21 protein-coding genes are annotated in these 19,445 nt (G+C 38.6%); 15 read left to right on the plus strand and 6 right to left on the minus strand.

Going from position 1 to position 19,445, the window contains the following annotated elements; translation table 11 throughout:
• Positions 1 to 159 precede the first annotated feature (159 nt).
• Positions 160 to 774 carry an NUDIX hydrolase gene (locus ACQKFG_RS08990; RefSeq protein ID WP_192204969.1) on the plus strand — a complete coding sequence of 205 codons (615 nt, stop codon included), beginning with the start codon at positions 160 to 162 and terminating at the stop codon, positions 772 to 774.
• A gap of 93 nt (positions 775 to 867) precedes the next feature.
• Positions 868 to 1,665, plus strand: coding sequence for an endonuclease I family protein (locus tag ACQKFG_RS08995; RefSeq protein ID WP_427558032.1), 798 nt, complete (start codon positions 868 to 870; stop codon positions 1,663 to 1,665).
• 58 nt (positions 1,666 to 1,723) lie between these two features.
• Here ACQKFG_RS08995 and ACQKFG_RS09000 read toward each other — a convergent pair whose 3' ends face one another.
• The 3 genes from ACQKFG_RS09000 to ACQKFG_RS09010 form a co-directional block, all read right to left on the minus strand.
• Positions 1,724 to 2,782: a lactonase family protein gene (locus ACQKFG_RS09000; RefSeq protein ID WP_427558035.1), complete on the minus strand. Its 1,059-nt coding sequence runs from the start codon at positions 2,780 to 2,782 to the stop codon at positions 1,724 to 1,726.
• Positions 2,783 to 2,928: 146 nt separating this feature from the next.
• Positions 2,929 to 4,686 (minus strand): adenine deaminase, encoded by a 1,758-nt coding sequence (gene ade, locus ACQKFG_RS09005; RefSeq protein WP_427558038.1) that lies wholly within the window; start codon positions 4,684 to 4,686, stop codon positions 2,929 to 2,931.
• 32 nt (positions 4,687 to 4,718) lie between these two features.
• Positions 4,719 to 5,171: a nucleoside deaminase gene (locus ACQKFG_RS09010; protein ID WP_192208293.1), complete on the minus strand. Its 453-nt coding sequence runs from the start codon at positions 5,169 to 5,171 to the stop codon at positions 4,719 to 4,721.
• Positions 5,172 to 5,431: 260 nt separating this feature from the next.
• Between ACQKFG_RS09010 and ACQKFG_RS09015 the strand changes: the two genes are divergently transcribed.
• The 11 genes from ACQKFG_RS09015 (at position 5,432) to ACQKFG_RS09065 (ending at position 12,495) form a co-directional block, all read left to right on the plus strand.
• The gene (locus tag ACQKFG_RS09015; RefSeq protein WP_260287526.1) at positions 5,432 to 6,334 is read left to right on the plus strand and encodes an AEC family transporter; all 903 of its coding nucleotides are present in this window, start codon (positions 5,432 to 5,434) and stop codon (positions 6,332 to 6,334) included.
• A 268-nt stretch (positions 6,335 to 6,602) separates the two neighbouring features.
• Positions 6,603 to 7,013: a hypothetical protein gene (locus ACQKFG_RS09020; protein ID WP_192204964.1), complete on the plus strand. Its 411-nt coding sequence runs from the start codon at positions 6,603 to 6,605 to the stop codon at positions 7,011 to 7,013.
• 443 nt (positions 7,014 to 7,456) lie between these two features.
• Positions 7,457 to 8,185, plus strand: coding sequence for an amino acid ABC transporter ATP-binding protein (locus tag ACQKFG_RS09025; RefSeq protein ID WP_192204963.1), 729 nt, complete (start codon positions 7,457 to 7,459; stop codon positions 8,183 to 8,185).
• Positions 8,186 to 8,207: 22 nt separating this feature from the next.
• A complete protein-coding gene (locus ACQKFG_RS09030) occupies positions 8,208 to 9,035 on the plus strand; it encodes a transporter substrate-binding domain-containing protein (protein ID WP_192204962.1) in 828 nt (275 codons plus the stop codon).
• 106 nt (positions 9,036 to 9,141) lie between these two features.
• On the plus strand, positions 9,142 to 9,780 hold the full coding sequence (locus tag ACQKFG_RS09035; protein WP_076369568.1) for an amino acid ABC transporter permease: 639 nt from the start codon (positions 9,142 to 9,144) through the stop codon (positions 9,778 to 9,780).
• A gap of 14 nt (positions 9,781 to 9,794) precedes the next feature.
• On the plus strand, positions 9,795 to 10,445 hold the full coding sequence (locus tag ACQKFG_RS09040) for an amino acid ABC transporter permease (protein WP_349728347.1): 651 nt from the start codon (positions 9,795 to 9,797) through the stop codon (positions 10,443 to 10,445).
• A gap of 55 nt (positions 10,446 to 10,500) precedes the next feature.
• A complete protein-coding gene (locus ACQKFG_RS09045; RefSeq protein WP_349728348.1) occupies positions 10,501 to 10,701 on the plus strand; it encodes a hypothetical protein in 201 nt (66 codons plus the stop codon).
• Between the two features lie 93 nt (positions 10,702 to 10,794).
• A complete protein-coding gene (locus tag ACQKFG_RS09050) occupies positions 10,795 to 11,076 on the plus strand; it encodes a DUF4190 domain-containing protein (RefSeq protein WP_349728349.1) in 282 nt (93 codons plus the stop codon).
• A gap of 110 nt (positions 11,077 to 11,186) precedes the next feature.
• Positions 11,187 to 11,507 (plus strand): type II toxin-antitoxin system HicB family antitoxin, encoded by a 321-nt coding sequence (locus tag ACQKFG_RS09055; protein ID WP_076369562.1) that lies wholly within the window; start codon positions 11,187 to 11,189, stop codon positions 11,505 to 11,507.
• Positions 11,508 to 11,812: 305 nt separating this feature from the next.
• The gene (locus ACQKFG_RS09060) at positions 11,813 to 12,256 is read left to right on the plus strand and encodes a nucleoside 2-deoxyribosyltransferase (protein ID WP_349728572.1); all 444 of its coding nucleotides are present in this window, start codon (positions 11,813 to 11,815) and stop codon (positions 12,254 to 12,256) included.
• Between the two features lie 110 nt (positions 12,257 to 12,366).
• On the plus strand, positions 12,367 to 12,495 hold the full coding sequence (locus tag ACQKFG_RS09065; RefSeq protein ID WP_260398137.1) for a hypothetical protein: 129 nt from the start codon (positions 12,367 to 12,369) through the stop codon (positions 12,493 to 12,495).
• 394 nt (positions 12,496 to 12,889) lie between these two features.
• On the opposite strand, the gene ACQKFG_RS09070 is transcribed toward ACQKFG_RS09065, so the two are convergent.
• The gene (locus ACQKFG_RS09070; RefSeq protein WP_427558047.1) at positions 12,890 to 13,633 is read right to left on the minus strand and encodes a L,D-transpeptidase family protein; all 744 of its coding nucleotides are present in this window, start codon (positions 13,631 to 13,633) and stop codon (positions 12,890 to 12,892) included.
• 222 nt (positions 13,634 to 13,855) lie between these two features.
• Here ACQKFG_RS09070 and ACQKFG_RS09075 point away from each other — a divergent pair, with 222 nt between their 5' ends.
• Entirely contained in the window at positions 13,856 to 14,308 is a 453-nt protein-coding gene (locus ACQKFG_RS09075; protein WP_349728351.1) for a YueI family protein, read from the plus strand.
• 448 nt (positions 14,309 to 14,756) lie between these two features.
• On the opposite strand, the gene ACQKFG_RS09080 is transcribed toward ACQKFG_RS09075, so the two are convergent.
• Complete coding sequence (locus ACQKFG_RS09080; RefSeq protein ID WP_427558050.1) at positions 14,757 to 15,824, minus strand: AI-2E family transporter; 1,068 nt, start codon at positions 15,822 to 15,824, stop codon at positions 14,757 to 14,759.
• Between the two features lie 554 nt (positions 15,825 to 16,378).
• Positions 16,379 to 17,647 carry an L-lactate MFS transporter gene (locus ACQKFG_RS09085; protein WP_353872075.1) on the minus strand — a complete coding sequence of 423 codons (1,269 nt, stop codon included), beginning with the start codon at positions 17,645 to 17,647 and terminating at the stop codon, positions 16,379 to 16,381.
• Positions 17,648 to 18,319: 672 nt separating this feature from the next.
• Here ACQKFG_RS09085 and ACQKFG_RS09090 point away from each other — a divergent pair.
• Positions 18,320 to 19,408, plus strand: a complete 1,089-nt coding sequence (locus tag ACQKFG_RS09090; RefSeq protein WP_141994439.1) for a branched-chain amino acid aminotransferase — start codon at positions 18,320 to 18,322, stop codon at positions 19,406 to 19,408.
• The last annotated feature ends 37 nt before the right edge of the window (positions 19,409 to 19,445 follow it).

The following is a 19,445-nucleotide window of genomic DNA, read 5'->3' on the forward strand; positions in this document are numbered from 1 at the left end:
TTGGCAATGATTTAGGAAGAGGGAGCGGAAAAGGATTCTAATGCGAACTGAGGGGGCATTTTGGAATCGTTTTCCTTGCTAAGTTATAGCGGATGTTCGAAAATGGAATGATAAGGAGTGGCAGAAAATCAATACTATCTGGCAGAAGAGGTGAGGGACATGAATAATGAAGATATAACAAAAAAACTGACACTGCATATCCCTGAAATTTTAGGGAGTGGGAATTTTTCAAAGTATGCGGTATTGGTACCGCTTATAGAGAAAGAAGATGGAATTCATGTTCTTTTCGAAGAGCGTTCACACAAACTGAGAAGGCAGCCGGGGGATATATGTTTTCCGGGCGGGAAAATAGACAAGCTGGACCGTGATGAACAGGATGCTGCCCTAAGGGAAACATATGAGGAACTTAATTTGAGAAAAGAAGATATCGAAAATGTCTTTCCAATCGATTATTTGGTATCTCCATTTGGGATGATTGTCTATCCATATGCAGGATTTGTTCGTAACCATCAACGGATCATACCTAATCCAGCTGAGGTAGAAACCGTTTTTACGGTCCCCCTATCCTTTTTCATGGAAAAACCTCCAGAGATTTATCATGTGAAATATAAGGTGGAACCGCATGACAACTTCCCTCATGATTTAGTAGTTGGCGGGGAGAATTATAAATGGCAGCCAAAACAGATGGAAGAATATTTTTATATATATAATGAACGAGTAATTTGGGGGATGACGGCGAAAATCCTTACCCATTTTATTGAAATTCTTCGTTAGCCCCTTCTAAAGCACCTTTTTTTCTAGATGGATTTCTATTAAACTTAAATTATGGTAAAAGTTAGGTTTTAATAGAAGTGGGGGGATGAGTGGATGAAGTATAGTTTTGAAGTACTTGAAAAAGAACGGGAAATGGCAATGGCTGCACTTGTGAACTTCAATGAAAACCGCGAATACTATGATGAAACCAAGGATCAGGAACTTAAGCTGGCATACTATAAAGATGGTTCTTTGGACCGGGAAGGATTGAAGGACCTACTTGTGGCAACCCATAAAAACCAGCTGAACTACTCACCACATCGTCATGTTTACCCTTGGGTGGACTTACAGGAAAATGGCCAGTTGAAAAGCCTGTATTCCGGTAAAGGGATGGACCCTGTACGAGTCATTGAGGAAGATATCCGTATACTTGAAGTGGTGTCAAGAGGCATAGAATCAACAAATACGGAGAACATTCTCGTTAATTGTGAACATGTCGTACCTCAATCATGGTTCGATAAAAAAGAACCGATGAGGGGGGATTTGCATCATCTGTTCGCCTGTGAACCAACGTGTAACAGTAGCCGGAGTAACTATCCATACTATGATTTTAAGGATTATATCCCTGAAAAATCGGCTGCCGGTATAAAAGCGGGTTGCGGGAAATCAGATGAGGGTAAATTCGAGCCTGAATACGGAAAAGGCATCGTGGCGAGGGCTACTTTATACTTTTTACTCAGATATGAGGGCAGCATCGATAGCGGCAATATTGACCTGGAGCTGCTTATGGAATGGCATCGGCTTTTTCCGGTCAGCACTTATGAAAAACATAGAAACCAGGCTATACATGAAATGCAGGGTAATCGTAACCCATATATAGATTTTCCCGAAATGGCGGAGAAATGGAATTAAAGAAGGATAACAAAAAAAGGATTGAAGCTGCTGTAGCTTCAATCCTTTTTATTATCGATTATAAGAATTTTACGCAAACAGGGAAGGGAACTTGAACATCTTTTTGCAGTAATGTTAACTTTCCGTCAAGTTCATTTCGGGCAAATAGTGTCAGGTTTCCTGATTGTTCATTAGAAGCAATCAGGAATTTTCCGCTAGGATCCAATGAAAAATCACGTGGCCAATTTCCTTCGGTAGAAACCAGTTCCACGAATGCCAGTTTGCCTGTTTCTTGATTGATTTGGTAAACGGCAATACTATCATGTCCGCGGTTTGCAGCATATATGAATTGCCCGTCATCTGAAATGTGAATGGCGCTTCCTTGGTTATTTTCCTTGAAATCTTCCGGGACGGATCTAACCGTTTGTAATTCAGAAAAGCTTCCGGTTTGACTATCGAAGCTTAAAACAATGACTTCTGGTACAAGTTCTGCCATAACATACGCAAATTTTCCGTTTGGGTGGAAGGTCAAGTGCCGTGGTCCGCTGCCGGGAGAAACAGTTAAGCTGTTTACTTCTTCCAAAACCCCATTATCTATTTTATAGGTTATTACTTTATCTATTCCAAGGTCTACTACGGCAATGAACCTTTCATCCGGTGTGAACCCGGCGAAGTGAGTGTGCGCTTTTTCCTGACGTTCTTCATTCGGTCCTTGACCCTCATGCTGAACAGTGGATGATACGGGCAAAGGGGTCGCATCGCCATGAAGCGGATAGGATTCAATCACACCTTCTCCATAACTGGAAGTGATCAAGACCTGTTTCTTGCTGTCGACACTTATATGGCAGGAAGAACCATTTGGTGTCAGTTGTTTGCCCAAGAAGGTAAGCTTACCTGACTCTTCATTGATCGAATAGGCTGAAACTCCACCGCTGCCCGCTTCTTTTAAAATGGCGTAGAGATTCTTCTTGTCCTGGCTGATGGCAACATAAGTCGGATCGGTTAATTCTGCTGCAAGAACCGGTGTACTGAGTTTTCCTTCTGCTGTATCTAAAGTGAAGCGGTAAATACCTTTACTATTTTCTTTTGTGTAAGTGCCTATGTATCCAATTATGGTTCGTTTATCATGTTTTGCCATATTTATCTCCTCCAAGAAAGATTTGTGTTTAATTTTATTTTAACATAGATGATACCCATTATATCCTTTTCCCGGTTTAAGTCGAGTTGGAACCTGATTCATTTAGAAATTACTGGGGTAAGAAGAAAAAAACCCCGACTAGGGGGTCAAATTTTATCGACTGGCTTTGATGCTTCGATAGGAATATGCCTAAACTCAGAAACTGAAAATAAACCCTTATCCGTCAGTTTAATTTCGGGGATGACAGGCAACGCCAAGAATGCAAGTGTAAGGAAAGGGTTGAAATGCCTGTTGGCACCCAGTTTCAATAGGGCTCCATCGATTTTTTTCAACGAATGGACTACATCGATATAATTCCATTCGCTCATCAATCCGGCTATCGGAAGGGGAAGTGAAGCGAGTATTTCCCCATTTTGGATTACGGCCAATCCGCCCTGCATTTTTTTTATTTCATTTGCTGCCAAAAGCATATCTTGATCATTCGTCCCGGCAATGATCAAATTATGTGAATCATGGGCTACTGTCGTGGCAATTGCGCCTGAATTCAAACCGAGCCCTTTGACGATGCCTAGACCTACTTGTTTGGTCATATGATGCCGTTCAATAACAGCAAGTTTTATATGATCAACAAGTTCGGAGAACCGGAATAGCCCATCCTGATTAAGTGTAACCGGTTCAATCGAATGCTTTGTAATCAAGCTGTTTGGAGTTATCTCAATAATATTAGCGAACTTATTTTTAAAAGGTATCGCCAAATCACCTTCCGTTAATTCATGAAATTGAACGGAGTGCTTCAACCCGGCGTCAATGGCATGATCCTTTTCAGGTGGAAAGTTAAGTAAACGATTATTTTGAACGATAAGCTTTCCCTCTTTAAAGACGGAGTGAATGATGACTGAATCAAGGTCATCCAATATAAGGAAGTCCGCCTTGTATCCAGGTGCTATCGCACCAGTTTCCTTTAAGCCAAAACATTCTGCTGCATTAATGGTCGCCATTTGAATGGCGGTAATTGGCGGGACACCTGTTTTTATGGAAAGTCGAACGTTGTGATCGATACTCCCTTCAGATACAATATCGTCAAGGTGCCGGTCGTCGGTGACGAATAAACAACGTCGGGAGTTCTTCTCATTTATAACTGGAATCAGGTTTTTTAAGTCTTTGGCAACGGTGCCTTCCCTGATCATAAGATACATTCCTTTACGCAGTCTTTCTTTTGCCTCTTCCGCTGTAGTGCATTCATGATCCGTTTTAATGCCTGCACACATATAAACATCGAGCTGTTGTTCGGATAAGCCTGCTGCATGGCCATCGATGCTTTTGCCTAATTTATTAGCATCGTATATTTTTTGCAGCATATCCTCCTCCGTAAGTGAAACGGCCGGGAAATTCATGACTTCAGCTAAACCGAGCACTCTCGGGTTTTGATAAAACGGAATTAAATCTTCACTTTTTAGGACAGCACCAGAGTGTTCAAACTCCGTAGCAGGTACACAAGAAGGCATCATGAAGTAAAAGTCGAAAGGGAGTTGAGCGGATTGATCAATCATATATTCCATGCCCATTTTGCCAGAAACATTGGCAATTTCATGAGGGTCTGCAATGATGCTCGTCACACCATGTAAAAGGAGGATTTTTGCGAGTTCCGATGGACTTACCATCGAAGATTCAATATGGACATGGCCATCAATGAATGTAGGGCATACGAATTTTCCTGCTGCATCGATTTCTGAAACACCCTCATAACGCCCAATTCCAGCAAAAAAACCATCGACGACAGCAATGTCACCTTTATAGATATCACCATTGAAAACATCTATGATTTGCCCGTTCTTTATGACGCAATCCGCAGGCGTTCTCCCAGCAGCAACGTCTATTCTCCTTTTAAGCAAGTTTTTTTTCATATGCGTAACCCCTTTGACAAAAGTATAACCGGTTAATATTTCACTTTATCAGTATTGGTTTCCCATGTTCGGAATGGTAATTCGTGGTCATTAAAAGAAAGTTGTTCCATTTTTATCGTCCGTTTTTCCATTGGCAGGGCAAGTTCCTTGTATATAAAGTGATCATCAAAGCCAATAAGTGCAGCGTCTTCTTTAGTACATGCGTAATAAATGGCTTTAGGTCGTGCCCAATAAATAGCACCGATGCACATGGGGCAAGGTTCGCAGCTAGTGTAAATTTCACAATCAGTAAGTTGGAAGCTGTCGAGATTCCTGCATGCATCACGAATCGCCTGTACTTCGGCGTGAGCTGTAGGATCATTGGCCGTTGTTACATTATTACATCCTCTGCCTATGACTTTGCCATCTTTAACGATTATTGCACCAAAAGGTCCCCCGTTCTTTGCCATAACATTTTCATATGCAAGCCGAACTGCCATCTCCATGTATTTTACATCCACTAAAAAAACACCCCTTCATATATTAATAACCAAAAAGTGTTGATGTTACGTTTATGAACGTAAATATAATAAACAATATACCATACGCTTTGGGAAATGGATTATTTTTTTCTGAAAATAAAGAAAATTCATTTTGCGGTAATATATAAGAGGTGCAATCAAAAGTGGTTTAAAAGATTTTTTACAAATAATTATAAAACTGATATGGTTAGAAGAAAATCATTAGAATTATGAAGGTGATATGCATGGGGTTTTTGGGAGTTCTTTTACCGATATTTGGTATATTTGTTTTAGGTTTCATCGGTCAGAAAAAGTTTAAACTTGATACAAAATCAATTTCAACGATGGCATTATATTTAATGTCACCTTTTCTTGTATTCCGAACTTTTTATTCCGCAGAATTTACGATTAATTATGTTTACCTGTTCTTATTCACGATAGTACTTTGTCTTTCTCTCATTCTGGTAGTCTACATCATATCTTTTTTTCGCAATTATACAGTCACTGAAACAAGCGGCATGATATTGGCATCGGCATTCATGAATAACGGGAATTACGGAACACCTGTCATTTTCCTGTTATTCGGAGCCGCAGGACTCGATTATGCAATCATCCTTATGGTGGGACAGCAGTTGGTGATGTGCACGATAGGCATTTATTTCGCAGCAAAGGGCAGCCCGGAAGGTAACGGAGTTCAAACAGCGATTAAAGCAGTATGTCGGATGCCAATTGTTTATGGAGCCATTGCGGGTACAGTATTTCAGTTCGGGAACATACCTTTAAGCAATTCGGTTATGGAAGCTATTAACCTTGTAGCAAATGCAGCAATCCCAACAATCATGATTACACTGGGAATGCAGCTGGCCAACATTTCCCTGAAAAAGATTGCCTATCGAAAACTATCAGTTTCGCTGTTGCTTAAGCTTGCCGTTTCACCAGCCATTGCCTTCCTGCTATCACTTGCCTTACCAGTGGGTGAAATGGTCAGGCATATCATGATCATCGTAGCTGCCATGCCAACGGCGGCCAACACTACGATGTATGCGCTCCAATTCAACACAGAGCCTGAATTCGTATCAAGTGCTACTTTCATAAGTACTTCATTAAGCCTGATTACGCTTCCAATCATCTTTTTCTTTGTATTATAGAAGATTATGATTCTAATTATGTGGGCAAACTTATTATATGCACGAAGTGGGGGATTCTTATCTAATTCAAAAACGGGATCTTAGAAATTGCCTGTATTGCCCTTGATGACCAAGTCTTGGGGTAGGTTCCCATGGCTGTTAATAAACGAACTTAGCGACTTTGATTTATGTGATGATTGAGAATGATCTTCAACAATTTCCTATTTAAGGGTGAACTTGTTTAACTGCGTTTACTTTTTTAAATGCTGTATTTGATTGGAGGGGTTTTGTGTTCCAGACTAAAATTAAACTGATTAATACTGGAAAGATTGATGCCATTTTAAAGGAAATCGTCCTGAAGACCTATGAAGAAGCACTAGAAGAAAAACTCTTGCTATGCATGGAGTGCGGGGATGTCGATTTTTATATCGCGTATTCAAATAATGAGGAACTTCAAGATGCGATTAATGAAAACTTTGAAATTGATGAATGTGGCGAAATCATCAAAATAGATGAACATCAAGAACTTATGGATGATTTATTCGATTATTTCTTGATCATACATAAGGAAAGTGAAATGTATGATTATTTTCCAGCAGGTCCATATACTCTCGGTGGGGAAATCCGTGAATCGGATACGGATATGCTGGCGCCAAGAGGTTTATATTCAGCTCCATTTGAAGATGCGTTAAAGGAATGATGAAAAAGACAGCAATTGCTGTCTTTTTTTCGTGCTGATTTATAAAAGCTCTTTGTGCTGATGGGAAATAAATGGTTTTTTACAAGAAGAGGGAATGATTCGGGAATTAACAGTTTATACTTATCCGTTTTATGAAATATAGCAATAATATCACGAAATATGATATCACTTTTAACAAATTAAAGTTTATATGGTAATTTTAAGAAAGATTTTATATAATAAAAAGTGTGAATATTGAATATATTATTTGAATTACTAGTTTAAAATAACAATAAAAATGGTCGTTTCACTATTACTCTCGAAATATTGGGAAATAATAGTGGGAGAAAGGATTATACATAAAATTTGATTCGAGTTAGGAGAATGCTATATCACGCTTATATAATTCTGATTATTATAAATTTTCAGTTTTTTTGAGATTGATTAGGGGCGGAGGGCTAATTATGATAGTTTTTGACCGAGTGAATAAGTTTTATGGCGATTTCCATGTATTGAAAGAGATTAATCTTACGATTAAGAAGGGGGAAGTGGTCGTGGTCATCGGACCGTCCGGATCAGGGAAAAGTACACTGCTTCGATGCATTAATCGTCTAGAGACCATTTCGGAAGGTTCCCTTTCCATAAATGGTTCAAATGTAGCGGATAAAAAAACGGACATAAACAAACTCCGTCGGAATATCGGTATGGTTTTCCAGCATTTTCACTTGTATCCTCATAAAACCGTGCTAGAGAATATCATGCTTGCCCCCAGGAAGGTTTTAGGCCAATCCGAAGAGGAAGCGAAAAAGATTGCACTAAAGTATTTGGATAAGGTGGGGATTGGAGATAAAGCAAATTCATTTCCTTCCCAGCTTTCAGGTGGACAGCAACAACGGGTAGCGATTGCCAGAGGTTTGGCAATGGGTCCCGAAATCATGCTATTTGATGAACCTACCTCAGCCTTGGATCCAGAAATGATCGGCGAGGTACTGGATGTAATGAAGGCCCTTGCCCATGAAGGCATGACGATGGTGGTGGTTACGCACGAAATGGGATTTGCCCGTGAAGTAGCGGATCGAATCGTATTCATGGACGAAGGCAGGGTTTTGGAAGAGGCATCACCGGCTGAGTTTTACGTCAATCCTCGTGAAGAGAGGGCTCGTTTATTCCTTAGCCGTATATTAAATCATTAAATAAAAAACAGGGGTGAATTTCATGTTTAAGAAAAAGAAATGGTTAAAATTATCTTTGCTATCATTACTGGCTGTCATCTTATTAGCTGGATGCGGCGGGGGCAAGGAATCAGACAAAGCTGATGAGGGTGGAGGTAAAGACAAAGCAAAAGATGTTCTCGCACAAGTGAAGGAAAAGGATAAAATCGTTTTCGGGGTGAAAAATGATACAAGGCTATTCGGACTGAAAAATCCTAAGACTGGAGATGTAGAAGGCTTTGATATTGATATCGCCAAAGCTCTTGCAGCAGAAATCCTTGGTGATGAGAATAAAGTTGAATTTAAAGAAGTGACATCTAAGACAAGGATGGCATTATTGAATAATGGTGATATCGATGCGATTGTAGCGACCATGACAATCACGGAAGATCGTAAAAAAGAAGTTGACTTCACTGATGTTTACTTCGATGCCGGACAATCTTTGTTAGTCAAAAAGGGCAGTGATATTAAGGGTATTGATAGCTTAAAAGGGAAAAAGGTATTGGCCGTCAAGGGCTCTACTTCTTCCATAAATATCCGTGAAAAAGCCCCTGAAGCACAAGTGCTTGAATTTGAAAACTATTCCGAAGCGTTCGCCGCACTTAAATCCGGACAAGGGGATGCCTTGACCACGGATGATTCCATCCTTTATGGAATGGCGGATGAAGATCCAAGTTATGAACTTGTTGGCGGTACATTTACGGAAGAGCCTTATGGAATTGCCGTGAAAAAAGGAAATGCTGACTTTGTTGGCGAGTTGAATAAAGCTCTTAAGTCACTTAAAGATTCAGGCAAGTACGATGAAATCCATGATAAATGGATTAAACATTAAACATTTTAGCAAATGTATAAGGGAAGCTGGCCTTAAATAACATTTGAACATTTGTCTGTGGGGATGAGCGTTTTGCTCATCCTTACTAGTTAAAGGAGTGTACGCCGTGCTTGATTTCTCCATTTTAACAGAGAATCTGGATATGTATTTATTAGGCTTTAGAAATACGATCATGTCGAGTTTGATCGCGTTGGTAGCGAGTTTGATTCTTGGTGTGCTTATTGCTATCATGCGGATTGCGCCGATAAAGCCACTAAACTGGCTGGGTACCGCCTATGTCGAGTTCATTCGGAATATACCGTTATTGATCATAACCTTTTTCTTCTTTCTCGGTCTTAAACTTAGCGGTCTTTACGCAGGGACATTGGCCTTGACCATTTACACTTCATCTTTCATAGCTGAGGCAATTCGAGCGGGCATACTTTCCGTGCCAAAGGGTCAAATGGAAGCTGCCCGTTCTTCAGGCCTGACATATGGGCAGGCAATGAGGCTCGTCATATTGCCACAAGCCGTTAAAATAGTCATACCTCCTTTAGGGAACCAATTTATCAATCTAGTTAAGAATTCTTCCATTTTAGCCGTCGTTGCAGGACTCGATCTTATGTACCACGGGGATTTGATTTCTTCAAGGACATTTGTCGTGTTTGATGTGTACATTTTCGTTGCAGCCTTTTACTTAATACTTACCATTCCTTTAAGTTTTGGCGTTGGTTATTTGGAAAAACGTCTGGCTAAGAGTAATTGAAGGAGGTATATGATATGGATTTTGCAGGTGCCTATACACCAGATAATCTTAAGTTTTTATTAGAAGGATTTTGGGTAACGCTCCAGGTAGCTTTTATATCCATCATTCTAAGTTTCATTATTGGCGGGCTTGTTGGTATTATCCGTTACGCAAAGGTGCCGGTGTTATCACAAATATTAGCTTTGATTGTAGAAACGATAAGGAATTTACCGCTGCTATTAATAATATTTTTTACGTATTTTGCTTTGCCAGAGGTGAGGATTAAACTGGAAATCATTCCAGCGGCCATTGTTGCCTTGACAATTTTCGAGTCTGCCATGCTTTCTGAAGTCATTCGAAGTGGACTTAAATCGATTGATAAAGGCCAAATGGAAGCTGCCCGTTCATCAGGCTTGAGCTATACACAGGCGTTGATACATATTATTCTTCCCCAAGCGCTGCGCCGCATGGTTCCTCCTATTGTCAGCCAATTCATTTCATTATTAAAGGATACCTCTTTAGCTGTTGTCATCTCTTTACCGGAGCTGACTCATCATGGTCAAATCATATATGGACAAAGTCAAAAGTACTTAATCCCAATTTTGATCCTTGTGGCTCTCATGTATTTCATTGTTAATTATTGTCTTTCTATGGTAGCCCAAAGACTTGAATTGAAACGAACCTAAAAAAACGACTCAGGAATGAGTCGTTTTCTACTTGTCTACAAAAGGAGGGATCGGATTGCTCTCACTTCGGGCCATCGTTATAAAAGAAGACTTGGATAGGCTCATGTATTTTTACATTTTTAATCAGGGAAGAGTCCCTAACCAGCTAGAAGAATTTGCGACACAACTGCCGAATAACTGGCAAGCTGAGACACCGCTAGATGCATTCGGCGAGAAGGATTGGCAGACAGTCTGCGGAAAGGGAGCGGATTTCTGAAATCATCAGGAATATTAGAAGTATAAGTACACAAAAAACGAATCTTTTCCTTTTACTAACCGTATATATAAAGGAAGAAAGAAGGTGGAATATATGTCGGAAATCAAACTAACCAATAGCAAAGCTATAGTATCATTGATCATGGGGGTATTATCCCTGTTAATTCCATTCATAGGCATCATACTAGGTATTCTAGGTTTAATATTTGCTTCGAAGAGTAAACAAGAAATTAAGCTTACTGGTGAATCTGGAAAGGGATTAGTGACAGCTGGAAAAGTGTGCAGTATCATTGGAATAATCTGGAATGTTATCTTGATCCTGATTTTCCTGGTGTTTTTTTATTTCACAGTAAGTACGGACATAACAACCTTTTAAATCTAAGTATTAACCTAAAAAACTAAGAAAAGTAAATTAAACATATTTAAAATGGAAATTCATGTTATAATTAACTTAAAAACCTAAATATAGTATGAAGGGATGATATTTTGACCATTCAAATCTTTGAGTATCCAGCCGTATTCTATTATGAAAAGCACCCGTTGATTATCGATTCTTTTTCCGTTCAAGTTTGCTTCCCGGATTTTAGGCGAGAAGGAATTATTTCTTCCGTTAGCGGTAGGAATCGGGTAGATGCCTTAGCTTGTGCTCAAGAACTGTTGGAAGCCATGGTCGAACATTTTATTCACGATAAAAAAACAATCCCGGATGCAAGTGAAATGGAAAAGGTGAATCTGGATAGGGGAATTAATATTTGTGAGGCTGCCCCCTTCAGGATTGAAATAGAAAATATCACATATGAAAAATAAAAAAACCTTGTCGATTAGGGGACAAGGTTTTTATTTTGTATTTCTTTACATTCAATGAACATTTTATAACCCGGAATGTCAAACCAAATTTTGTACATAGTTTATTATTTTTTGAGTAAGCTGATTCGACGGTGGAAATGATTCCACTGCATATTTGATAAACCATCATTGCCTGAAAAAGGAATGATGGTTTTTTGGTTCGCTTTAACCCCTTTAAATATTTTTTATTTTTGGGGAAAGGATATTGCGTTCTTTATAACGAATATGTATAGTATAGGTAACATAGGTAAAAAGTATCAATAGTTATTTATTTTGGAGGTGTATGTGTGAAATATTATATAGCATCAGACGAAAAAAATTTGAAGCAAGTAAGGTCATTGATCAAGAAATTGACTTCAAAAGGGTTTACTTGTGTGAATGACTTGAATTTAATTACGAATGATGAAAAAAACCAAATAAAGGACGGCATTGGAGAATATGAAAAAAAAGGGATTGAGGAAGCCGATTTCATGCTGATCTTCCTAACAGCAGGTAAAGGTAATCTATATGAGCTTGGATATGCTTTATCTTTAAATAAGAAAATTATAGTGTATTCACCCGAGAAAGACAATTATCATATTAATAAAAAATCAATATTTCATAATCTGCCCGAGGTTACAATCTGCAGCGGGACTTTTTATAAGCTGGTTAAATTGATACATACGCTTTCTCAGGAAGGATCTGAAAAAGATTCACTGCATCTAAAATGAATGTCAAATGTAAAATTTAAAGGATACCCTCAAATAAAATTTCTTTTGAACGAAGTGTTTAATGTAATGAAAATGAGGGTAAATACCATTAAAAAAAGGAGAGGACTGTTTTGGCCATTATTGATATCGACCAATTATTGTCAGCCACTGAAGCGATTGCGGAAGAGTCAGTTCCATTCCATCTTGATACATTTGACATCGATCAACTTTTAGATAAAACGGATTATTGGAATTGGTAAGGAAAAGCATGCCCAGAGAGGATATGCTTTTTTTTTTGAGTGAAAAATAACCTGATTACCGGTATAAAATTATACATGTAATCAGGCAGGTGAGGATATTTTAGATAAAGTTAAAAACGGCGTCCTTTTACGAATCCTAAAATCACAAACATCGCGATGGTGCCTATTACAAAAATTGCTTTAATGGATGTTACGAGAATTTCATCGTACATTTGTATTACCTCCTTGTATGTAATGACAGTGCGATTATGATTAGCTGTTGATGTATAAATTATAACATAAAGTCAATAACCGATGGTGGGAAAATAAAGACGATATGGGTAATAATGTATAGGTTGTACAATTAAAACATAAAAAAAGATATCCTCTAAACAGTGGATATCGGTATTGAAAATTATTTAAGTCCAAGCGCTTTTTTCGTTTTTGGTCCGACGACTCCATCTGAAGTGAGCTTTTTGGATTTTTGGAATTTCTTTACAGCAACTTCAGTATTTTTTCCAAATGACCCATCTACTCCTTTAGTGCTGTATCCAAGTTTAGTTAATCTTTTTTGCAGTTCAATTACTTTGGGGCCACTGCTTCCTTTCTTCAGGGAAGGGCTGGTATTTACGGGTAGGCTCACAGATCCGCTCACTTTATAGCCATTCGTGGCAGCTATGGTGGCAAATGATTTATTCGAACTGGCAATCAACACTACAGTATTCATTTTCACCCTTTCGTACAGCCATTGAACATCATTGTTATACATACGAATACAACCGGCACTTATATATTTCCCAATGGTGGCAGGATCATTATTTCCGTGTATTGCGTAGGTATTTCCTGGTGTATTCCTTGCATTGATCCCGAGCCATCTTTTACCTAGAGGGTTTTTTGGGTCTCCGCCTCTAATGTTGCCTTTATAATAGGGACGATTCACAATCTTTGTCACTACCTTGAACTTTCCTTCAGGGGTGTAGGAGGCTTTCTTTCCTGTCGCCACGCTGAAAACCCTCACCAAATTATCATTTTCGTAATAGGCAAGCTGATTATTGGCTTTATTGATGATAATCAGTTGCCTTGCTGCCGCATCTGAAGTATTACTGAACCCAACAAAACTAAAAGCGAATATTAATATAAATACCATCAATTTCTTCATGTTTTTCCCCGTCCCTCATTTAAGCAACCTACATTTACACATACACTATCCTATGCATGAAGTGGAGCTAAAGTGACAATTTTTTAAAGTGGGGGTAGACTAAAAATATGTAATATTAAAATAAGGGCAACTTTCTGCTTTTTTGGCAAACGTAGAAATGATGGGCACTATTTTTGGCCATATTACATACATTATTGATGTGAAAGCGGAGGTGGGGAAGAATTGTCACGCCTAAAGGTGGAGGACTATCTAGAACAAGGCATCCATGGTCCAAAAGAAATCAAGCCTGGTGAACGCAGGGAATTTCTGGGCACATTACGGGAGCGCGTCGTCATCGTCCTAAAAAAAAGCCAAGTCTTTGAAACGAATGTATATCCGGAGATAGAGCAAATGATGAAGCAGCATCCCCGTTCAAATTTATTTTTAAATGGTCAGATGGACTATCAATATTTAGGGAAATATATAAAATTGGCAATGAGTCATAATATCCCATACAAAATTGTCCTGAATAAAGATCATAACTCCGACTTGGGTCTGGTATTAGCAGAACATAATGCCATAAATAAAGAGGAAATTTATATCGAGAAGAAATATCATGTCCAGCAAGTTGTCAAAAAGAAAAGTTACAAAGCCTTTTTTAAAAGCATTGTTAAAAAATTATTAAACAAACGTTGATAGAATTATCAACGTTTTTATTTTGTGTACAAAAGGGGGATGGTCTCACCCGAACCATGATTTTAAAACAAAAATAGGTTATCCTTCTTGTTACCGTTTGAAATCAACAGGAACTTTTTGGAGGTTTGTGAAATTGAACTTTCATTTCCACTCCAGGCACTCGCTTTCCGCGGGCGGTCCGGGAGCCTCCACAGCGCTCTTAACGCCTATGGGGTCTCCCTTGGCGCGTTTCCCGCAGGAGTCTCGCGCCTTCCGTTCCAATCAACTGGAATGTTTTTTTAAAGTTCAAGGTAAACTTATTGGATTCAACTGAACACTTTTCAAGAAAAAAACTAAAGCCAACCCGCTTCTCATAGAGGTTACTATACCTACAATCTGAAGCGTTGATAAGATGTCCTTTTTTTAAAAAATACTTCTAATTAGGACTACTAAGGATACAGCTCCTTAATTAAGTAACCCCTTTTCGTAATCTATAAAATTTCCTGAAATTCCCTATAATTGTTTTTACTACAGAATAAGTGGGGATAGCGATTAAAATGCCAATGAAACCGTAAATTGATCCAGCAGCAAGCAGCAATAAGATAATGGTAAGCGGGTGAATGTTAAGCCGTTTTCCCATAATATTCGGTGTAACCAAGTGCCCTTCGACCTGTTGAACAACGGTAAGGACAATGAGTACTTTCACTGCCAACCCAATGTCTTGCTGTAAGGCAATGAAAAGGGCAGGGATGATGCTTATTAAGGGACCAAGGAATGGTACAACGGTAAAAATCATGGCGAATATGGCTAATACGAGTGCATAATCGAGACCGATAATCAAGTAGCCGATATACATCAAAGTCCCAATGACGATTGATATGATGAATTGACCGATAATATAAGTTGAAAGGGCTTTATCGACATCTTTTAATATCGTGTTTCCCTCTGATTCAACATCGTTCGGTATATATTTTAATAGAAATGGTCTTAATTTATCTCCATCCTTCAAGAAATAGAATAAAATGAATGGTGTAATGACCAATACTGTTAATACACTCGTAATCGTGGAAAAAATGGTATTGACATTCACTATTAGTTTTTCCGAGTAATCTTTCAAATGCGTGACCGTTTTTTCTTTTAGATCTTCCATATTAACCATGCCAAAATCATTTTTCTCAATCATGACTTCAGATTCTTTAGAGAATTCCTTGACTTTGCTTGGAAGGGTTTCAGATAATTTTTGAAATTGGTCCACGATTACAGGACTTCCAAAGTAACTTACCATCCCAATCATGCTAAATATAATCAAAAACACGGTGAAGATGCTAATTGACCTCGGGATAAATTCAGTTAATAAGTTAACTACCGGCCGTAAAATATAGTATAAAAGCCCAGCCACAATAATAGGGAAAAACATGGCAGCAATGATTTTTTGTAGCGGCAGCAGAACGTAATCAATCTTACCTAGTAAAAAAATAATTAAAATGATCAAAATGGTCGCGCATGCATATTTGAAAAACGGTTTATTGATCCACAAGACAATCCCCCCTAAATCCATCTCTTACTTGATTCCCTGATTTAGCTTAATGTTAAACTTTATAAACCGGCACCGATATTTTTTTAAAAATTAACCATCATTCACAGTGAAAGTCTTGTATTCAATTCCAACAGCTTCGTTTGGTTGCTGCTTTAGCTATCGGAATTCCATAAAAGTATAAGAAATACGAATTCCAGCTTTTTAAATCAGGTGATTAGATTCAAAAGTGAAACATTCCAATCGAATTAAAGATGAATGATAAACGTTCATCATTACTTTTTCGTTTTCCTGCCTTTACGTGCATAAGTCCTCAATAAAGTCCGCCTATAAGGATTGCACAGCTAACTGCATTTCCCAAGGCTACTGCATTAGAAATGATCACAACTGTACGAGCAAACATTCCGGGGTGATGGCATATTCCATAAAATCTTCGGTTGTGCTACAGTTCAAAAAGATACACCGTAATAACCATAAACAAACTAAAAAAGGCATCATCAAAGGTAAATTCCGTTTAGGGAAGTTTACTTGATAATGCCTTTTTGCAAGTTTTTAAATTAGGATATTTGACTTAATGTGTTCGTTACTCCTTGATTCTGTGCTCTTTGCATTTTTTTAATGTCGAGACGCAGCCAGATGGAGATGACGAATGCTATCGCTATTAATACTGCGAAAACGTAGAATACCGGGATGTAGCTGTTCGTACTTTCCCTGATTGCAGTAACCAACATTGGTCCGCAAACCCCACCTAGAGACCACGTAGTTAAAAGATAACCGTGGATGGCCCCAATTTCCTTAGTACCAAATAAATCCCCGGCAAACGCAGGGAGATTTGAAAACCCTCCACCATAACAACTAACGACCAGCAAGATAAGTCCTTGGAACAATAGTGTATTTGTAGTCGTTGGAAGTAACAGGAACGCTCCGATTTGAATGATGAAGAAAATGACGAAAACATTTGGACGGCCAATATAATCAGATGCTGCTGCCCAGCCAAGTCTTCCTCCGCCATTGAAGATTCCCATAATGCCGACTAATGTTGCTGCACCTGCTACAGACAGACCAACAACGTCTTGAGCCATAGGTGAAGCTACAGAAATCATCATGATTCCTGCACTTGTATTTATCAATTTCATGGACCATAACATCCAGAAGTGTTTCGTTTTAACCGCTTCTTTTGCAGTTAATTGCCTTAGGTCTTTCTTTAGTTCTTTCTTACCGGATTCAATATCTTTCTTCATTCCTTCAGGTAGCCAGTTGGCCTTTGGAGGTGCAATATAGGATGCACCTAAGAACATCAGTATGAAATAGCCTGCTCCTAAAATATAATAGGTAGTATAAATGCCAACGGATTCCATAAGGCTTGCAGCTACTGGGGCTGTAATGAGAGCTCCGGCACCGAATCCTAATACTGCCATTCCTGTTGCCAATCCCCGGCGATCTGGGAACCATTTGACTAAAGTGGATACAGGTGAAATGTACCCGATCCCCATGCCAAGTCCACTTAACACCCCATATGTCAATAGGTATAGCGGAAGTGAATCGACCATTACTGCTAAACCGGAACCGGCTTGTCCTAAACCGAATAATACAGCTGCGACCATAGCTGACTTTCTCGGACCATTTTTTTCCACGAATTTACCAAAGAAGGCTGCAGAAGTTCCTGCAAGCGCCATCATTATTGTGAATGCTAACGTTACTTCAGTTTCTGACCACCCCATAGTCTCAACTAACGGTTTTTTGTATACGCTATAGGCGTACGCACCACCAATGGAAAGGTGAATGGCGATAGCTGATAAAGCGATTAACCATCTGTTTTTTGTCATGTTGTTACCCCTTTTCGTCAAAAATAAGAAAGTTGCATGCGTTTTATCTATAATATCTCATTTTGCATGCGTTTTATCTATCTTGTGGGATAAGTATATAAGATTATTATTTAGTAGTAAACTACTAAATTGAATTTTGCGAAATTTCCCTCTTTATTCCATTTGATTAAAATTGGGAATGGCACGAAAAAGCCACTTTATGAATCTAAAAAAGTTATATTTTCTAAGGTGTTATATAATATATATAAGTTTGTAGGTATCAGCTTTAAGTGTTTTTAGAGCACCTGTAATCACGAAGTTGCTGCATATCTTTTTATTTATGTTTGCAAAAAGGAAAACGAATGAATTTACTTAAGGTGCCATGGTTAAATAACTAGAATTATTCTCATTGGCTTTATTTTAATTATTTTGGTAAAATTAATCTAATATTCACTATTTCAGGACACCTTAGCGAACAATCGGAATTGATATTTTTTGAGAGATTTCAGGAATAATTCATCCTTTTTTCAGGAATCATAGTCTGGAAATCAAAAAAATTCCATTTATTTTGAAAAAATTCCGAAAATTTCGTCTTGAAGGCTTGAACTATGATTCATGATAGGAGTAAACTAATTAAAGATAGATTTTATGGAAGTGAAATCTTGTAAATTTAATCAACAAGGGGTTTTGGTAATGAAGGAACATGACATGCAAATCACGCTTAGTACAACAAAGAAAGAAAAGCCACAGGCGGACCAGCTTGAGTTCGGTAAGCAGTTTACCGATCATATGTTTATAATGGATTATACACAAGGGCAAGGGTGGCATGATCCAAGAATTGTTCCTTATCAACCGCTCTCATTAGAGCCGTCAGCTATGATTTTTCACTATGGTCAATCCGTTTTTGAAGGATTGAAAGCATATGCAACACCTGAGGATGAAATTATCTTATTCCGTCCGGAAAAGAATTTCCAACGCTTAAATAGTTCAAATAGCCGATTATGCATACCGGATATCGACGTTGATTTTGCGTTGAAGGCCTTAAAGACTTTAATTAGCGTTGATAAGGATTGGGTTCCCCAGGCAGAAGGGACATCCTTATATATCAGGCCATTCATTATAGCTACTGAACCATATCTAGGAGTTTCTCCATCGGATAAATATCAGTTCATCATCATCATGTCACCAGTGGGCTCGTATTATAAAGAAGGTATTCATCCAGTTAAAATTGCAGTGGAGTCAGCCTTCACACGTGCAGTTAATGGAGGTACGGGTGAAGCCAAAACGGGCGGTAATTATGCCTCGAGCCTGAAAGCCCAAGAAGTATCCGAAAAGATGGGCTATGCCCAAGTTCTTTGGTTAGACGGAGTAGAGAAAAAGTATATTGAAGAAGTTGGAAGCATGAATGTTTTCTTCAAAATTAATGGTGAAATTATCACTCCTGCTTTAAATGGAAGTATCCTTCCGGGTATTACTCGTGATTCCATTATCGAATTGCTGAAACATTGGGGCCTTCCTGTGTCGGAAAGACGCATTTCGATGGAGGAAGTCCATGAAGCCTATAAATTAGGTCAATTGGAAGAGGCCTTTGGAACGGGTACAGCCGCGGTCATTTCACCAATTGGTGAATTTTTGTGGAATGGTGAAGAAATGATTGTTCAAAGCGGGGAAACTGGAGAACTTTCTAGAAAGCTTTATGATACACTGACAGGTGTGCAAACAGGTAAAGTCGCAGACGAGTTGAACTGGACTGCGAAAGTAGAAGAAAAAGTGACTCAATAATACTAAAAAAAAAAAACCTTCTTTGAAGGTTTTTTTT

The sequence above is a fragment of the Peribacillus sp. NPDC076916 genome, assembly GCF_050269675.1.
GTDB classification, from domain to species: Bacteria; Bacillota; Bacilli; order Bacillales; family DSM-1321; genus Peribacillus; species Peribacillus aracenensis.

Coding starts and splice junctions, on each gene's coding strand:
- ACQKFG_RS08990 (WP_192204969.1), top strand. CDS start 160: ATGAATAATGAAGATATAACAAAAAAACTGACACTGCATATCCCTGAA.
- ACQKFG_RS08995 (WP_427558032.1), top strand. CDS start 868: ATGAAGTATAGTTTTGAAGTACTTGAAAAAGAACGGGAAATGGCAATG.
- ACQKFG_RS09000 (WP_427558035.1), bottom strand. CDS start 2,782: ATGGCAAAACATGATAAACGAACCATAATTGGATACATAGGCACTTAC.
- ade (WP_427558038.1), bottom strand. CDS start 4,686: ATGAAAAAAAACTTGCTTAAAAGGAGAATAGACGTTGCTGCTGGGAGA.
- ACQKFG_RS09010 (WP_192208293.1), bottom strand. CDS start 5,171: ATGGAGATGGCAGTTCGGCTTGCATATGAAAATGTTATGGCAAAGAAC.
- ACQKFG_RS09015 (WP_260287526.1), top strand. CDS start 5,432: ATGGGGTTTTTGGGAGTTCTTTTACCGATATTTGGTATATTTGTTTTA.
- ACQKFG_RS09025 (WP_192204963.1), top strand. CDS start 7,457: ATGATAGTTTTTGACCGAGTGAATAAGTTTTATGGCGATTTCCATGTA.
- ACQKFG_RS09030 (WP_192204962.1), top strand. CDS start 8,208: ATGTTTAAGAAAAAGAAATGGTTAAAATTATCTTTGCTATCATTACTG.
- ACQKFG_RS09040 (WP_349728347.1), top strand. CDS start 9,795: ATGGATTTTGCAGGTGCCTATACACCAGATAATCTTAAGTTTTTATTA.
- ACQKFG_RS09050 (WP_349728349.1), top strand. CDS start 10,795: ATGTCGGAAATCAAACTAACCAATAGCAAAGCTATAGTATCATTGATC.
- ACQKFG_RS09070 (WP_427558047.1), bottom strand. CDS start 13,633: ATGAAGAAATTGATGGTATTTATATTAATATTCGCTTTTAGTTTTGTT.
- ACQKFG_RS09085 (WP_353872075.1), bottom strand. CDS start 17,647: ATGACAAAAAACAGATGGTTAATCGCTTTATCAGCTATCGCCATTCAC.
- ACQKFG_RS09090 (WP_141994439.1), top strand. CDS start 18,320: ATGAAGGAACATGACATGCAAATCACGCTTAGTACAACAAAGAAAGAA.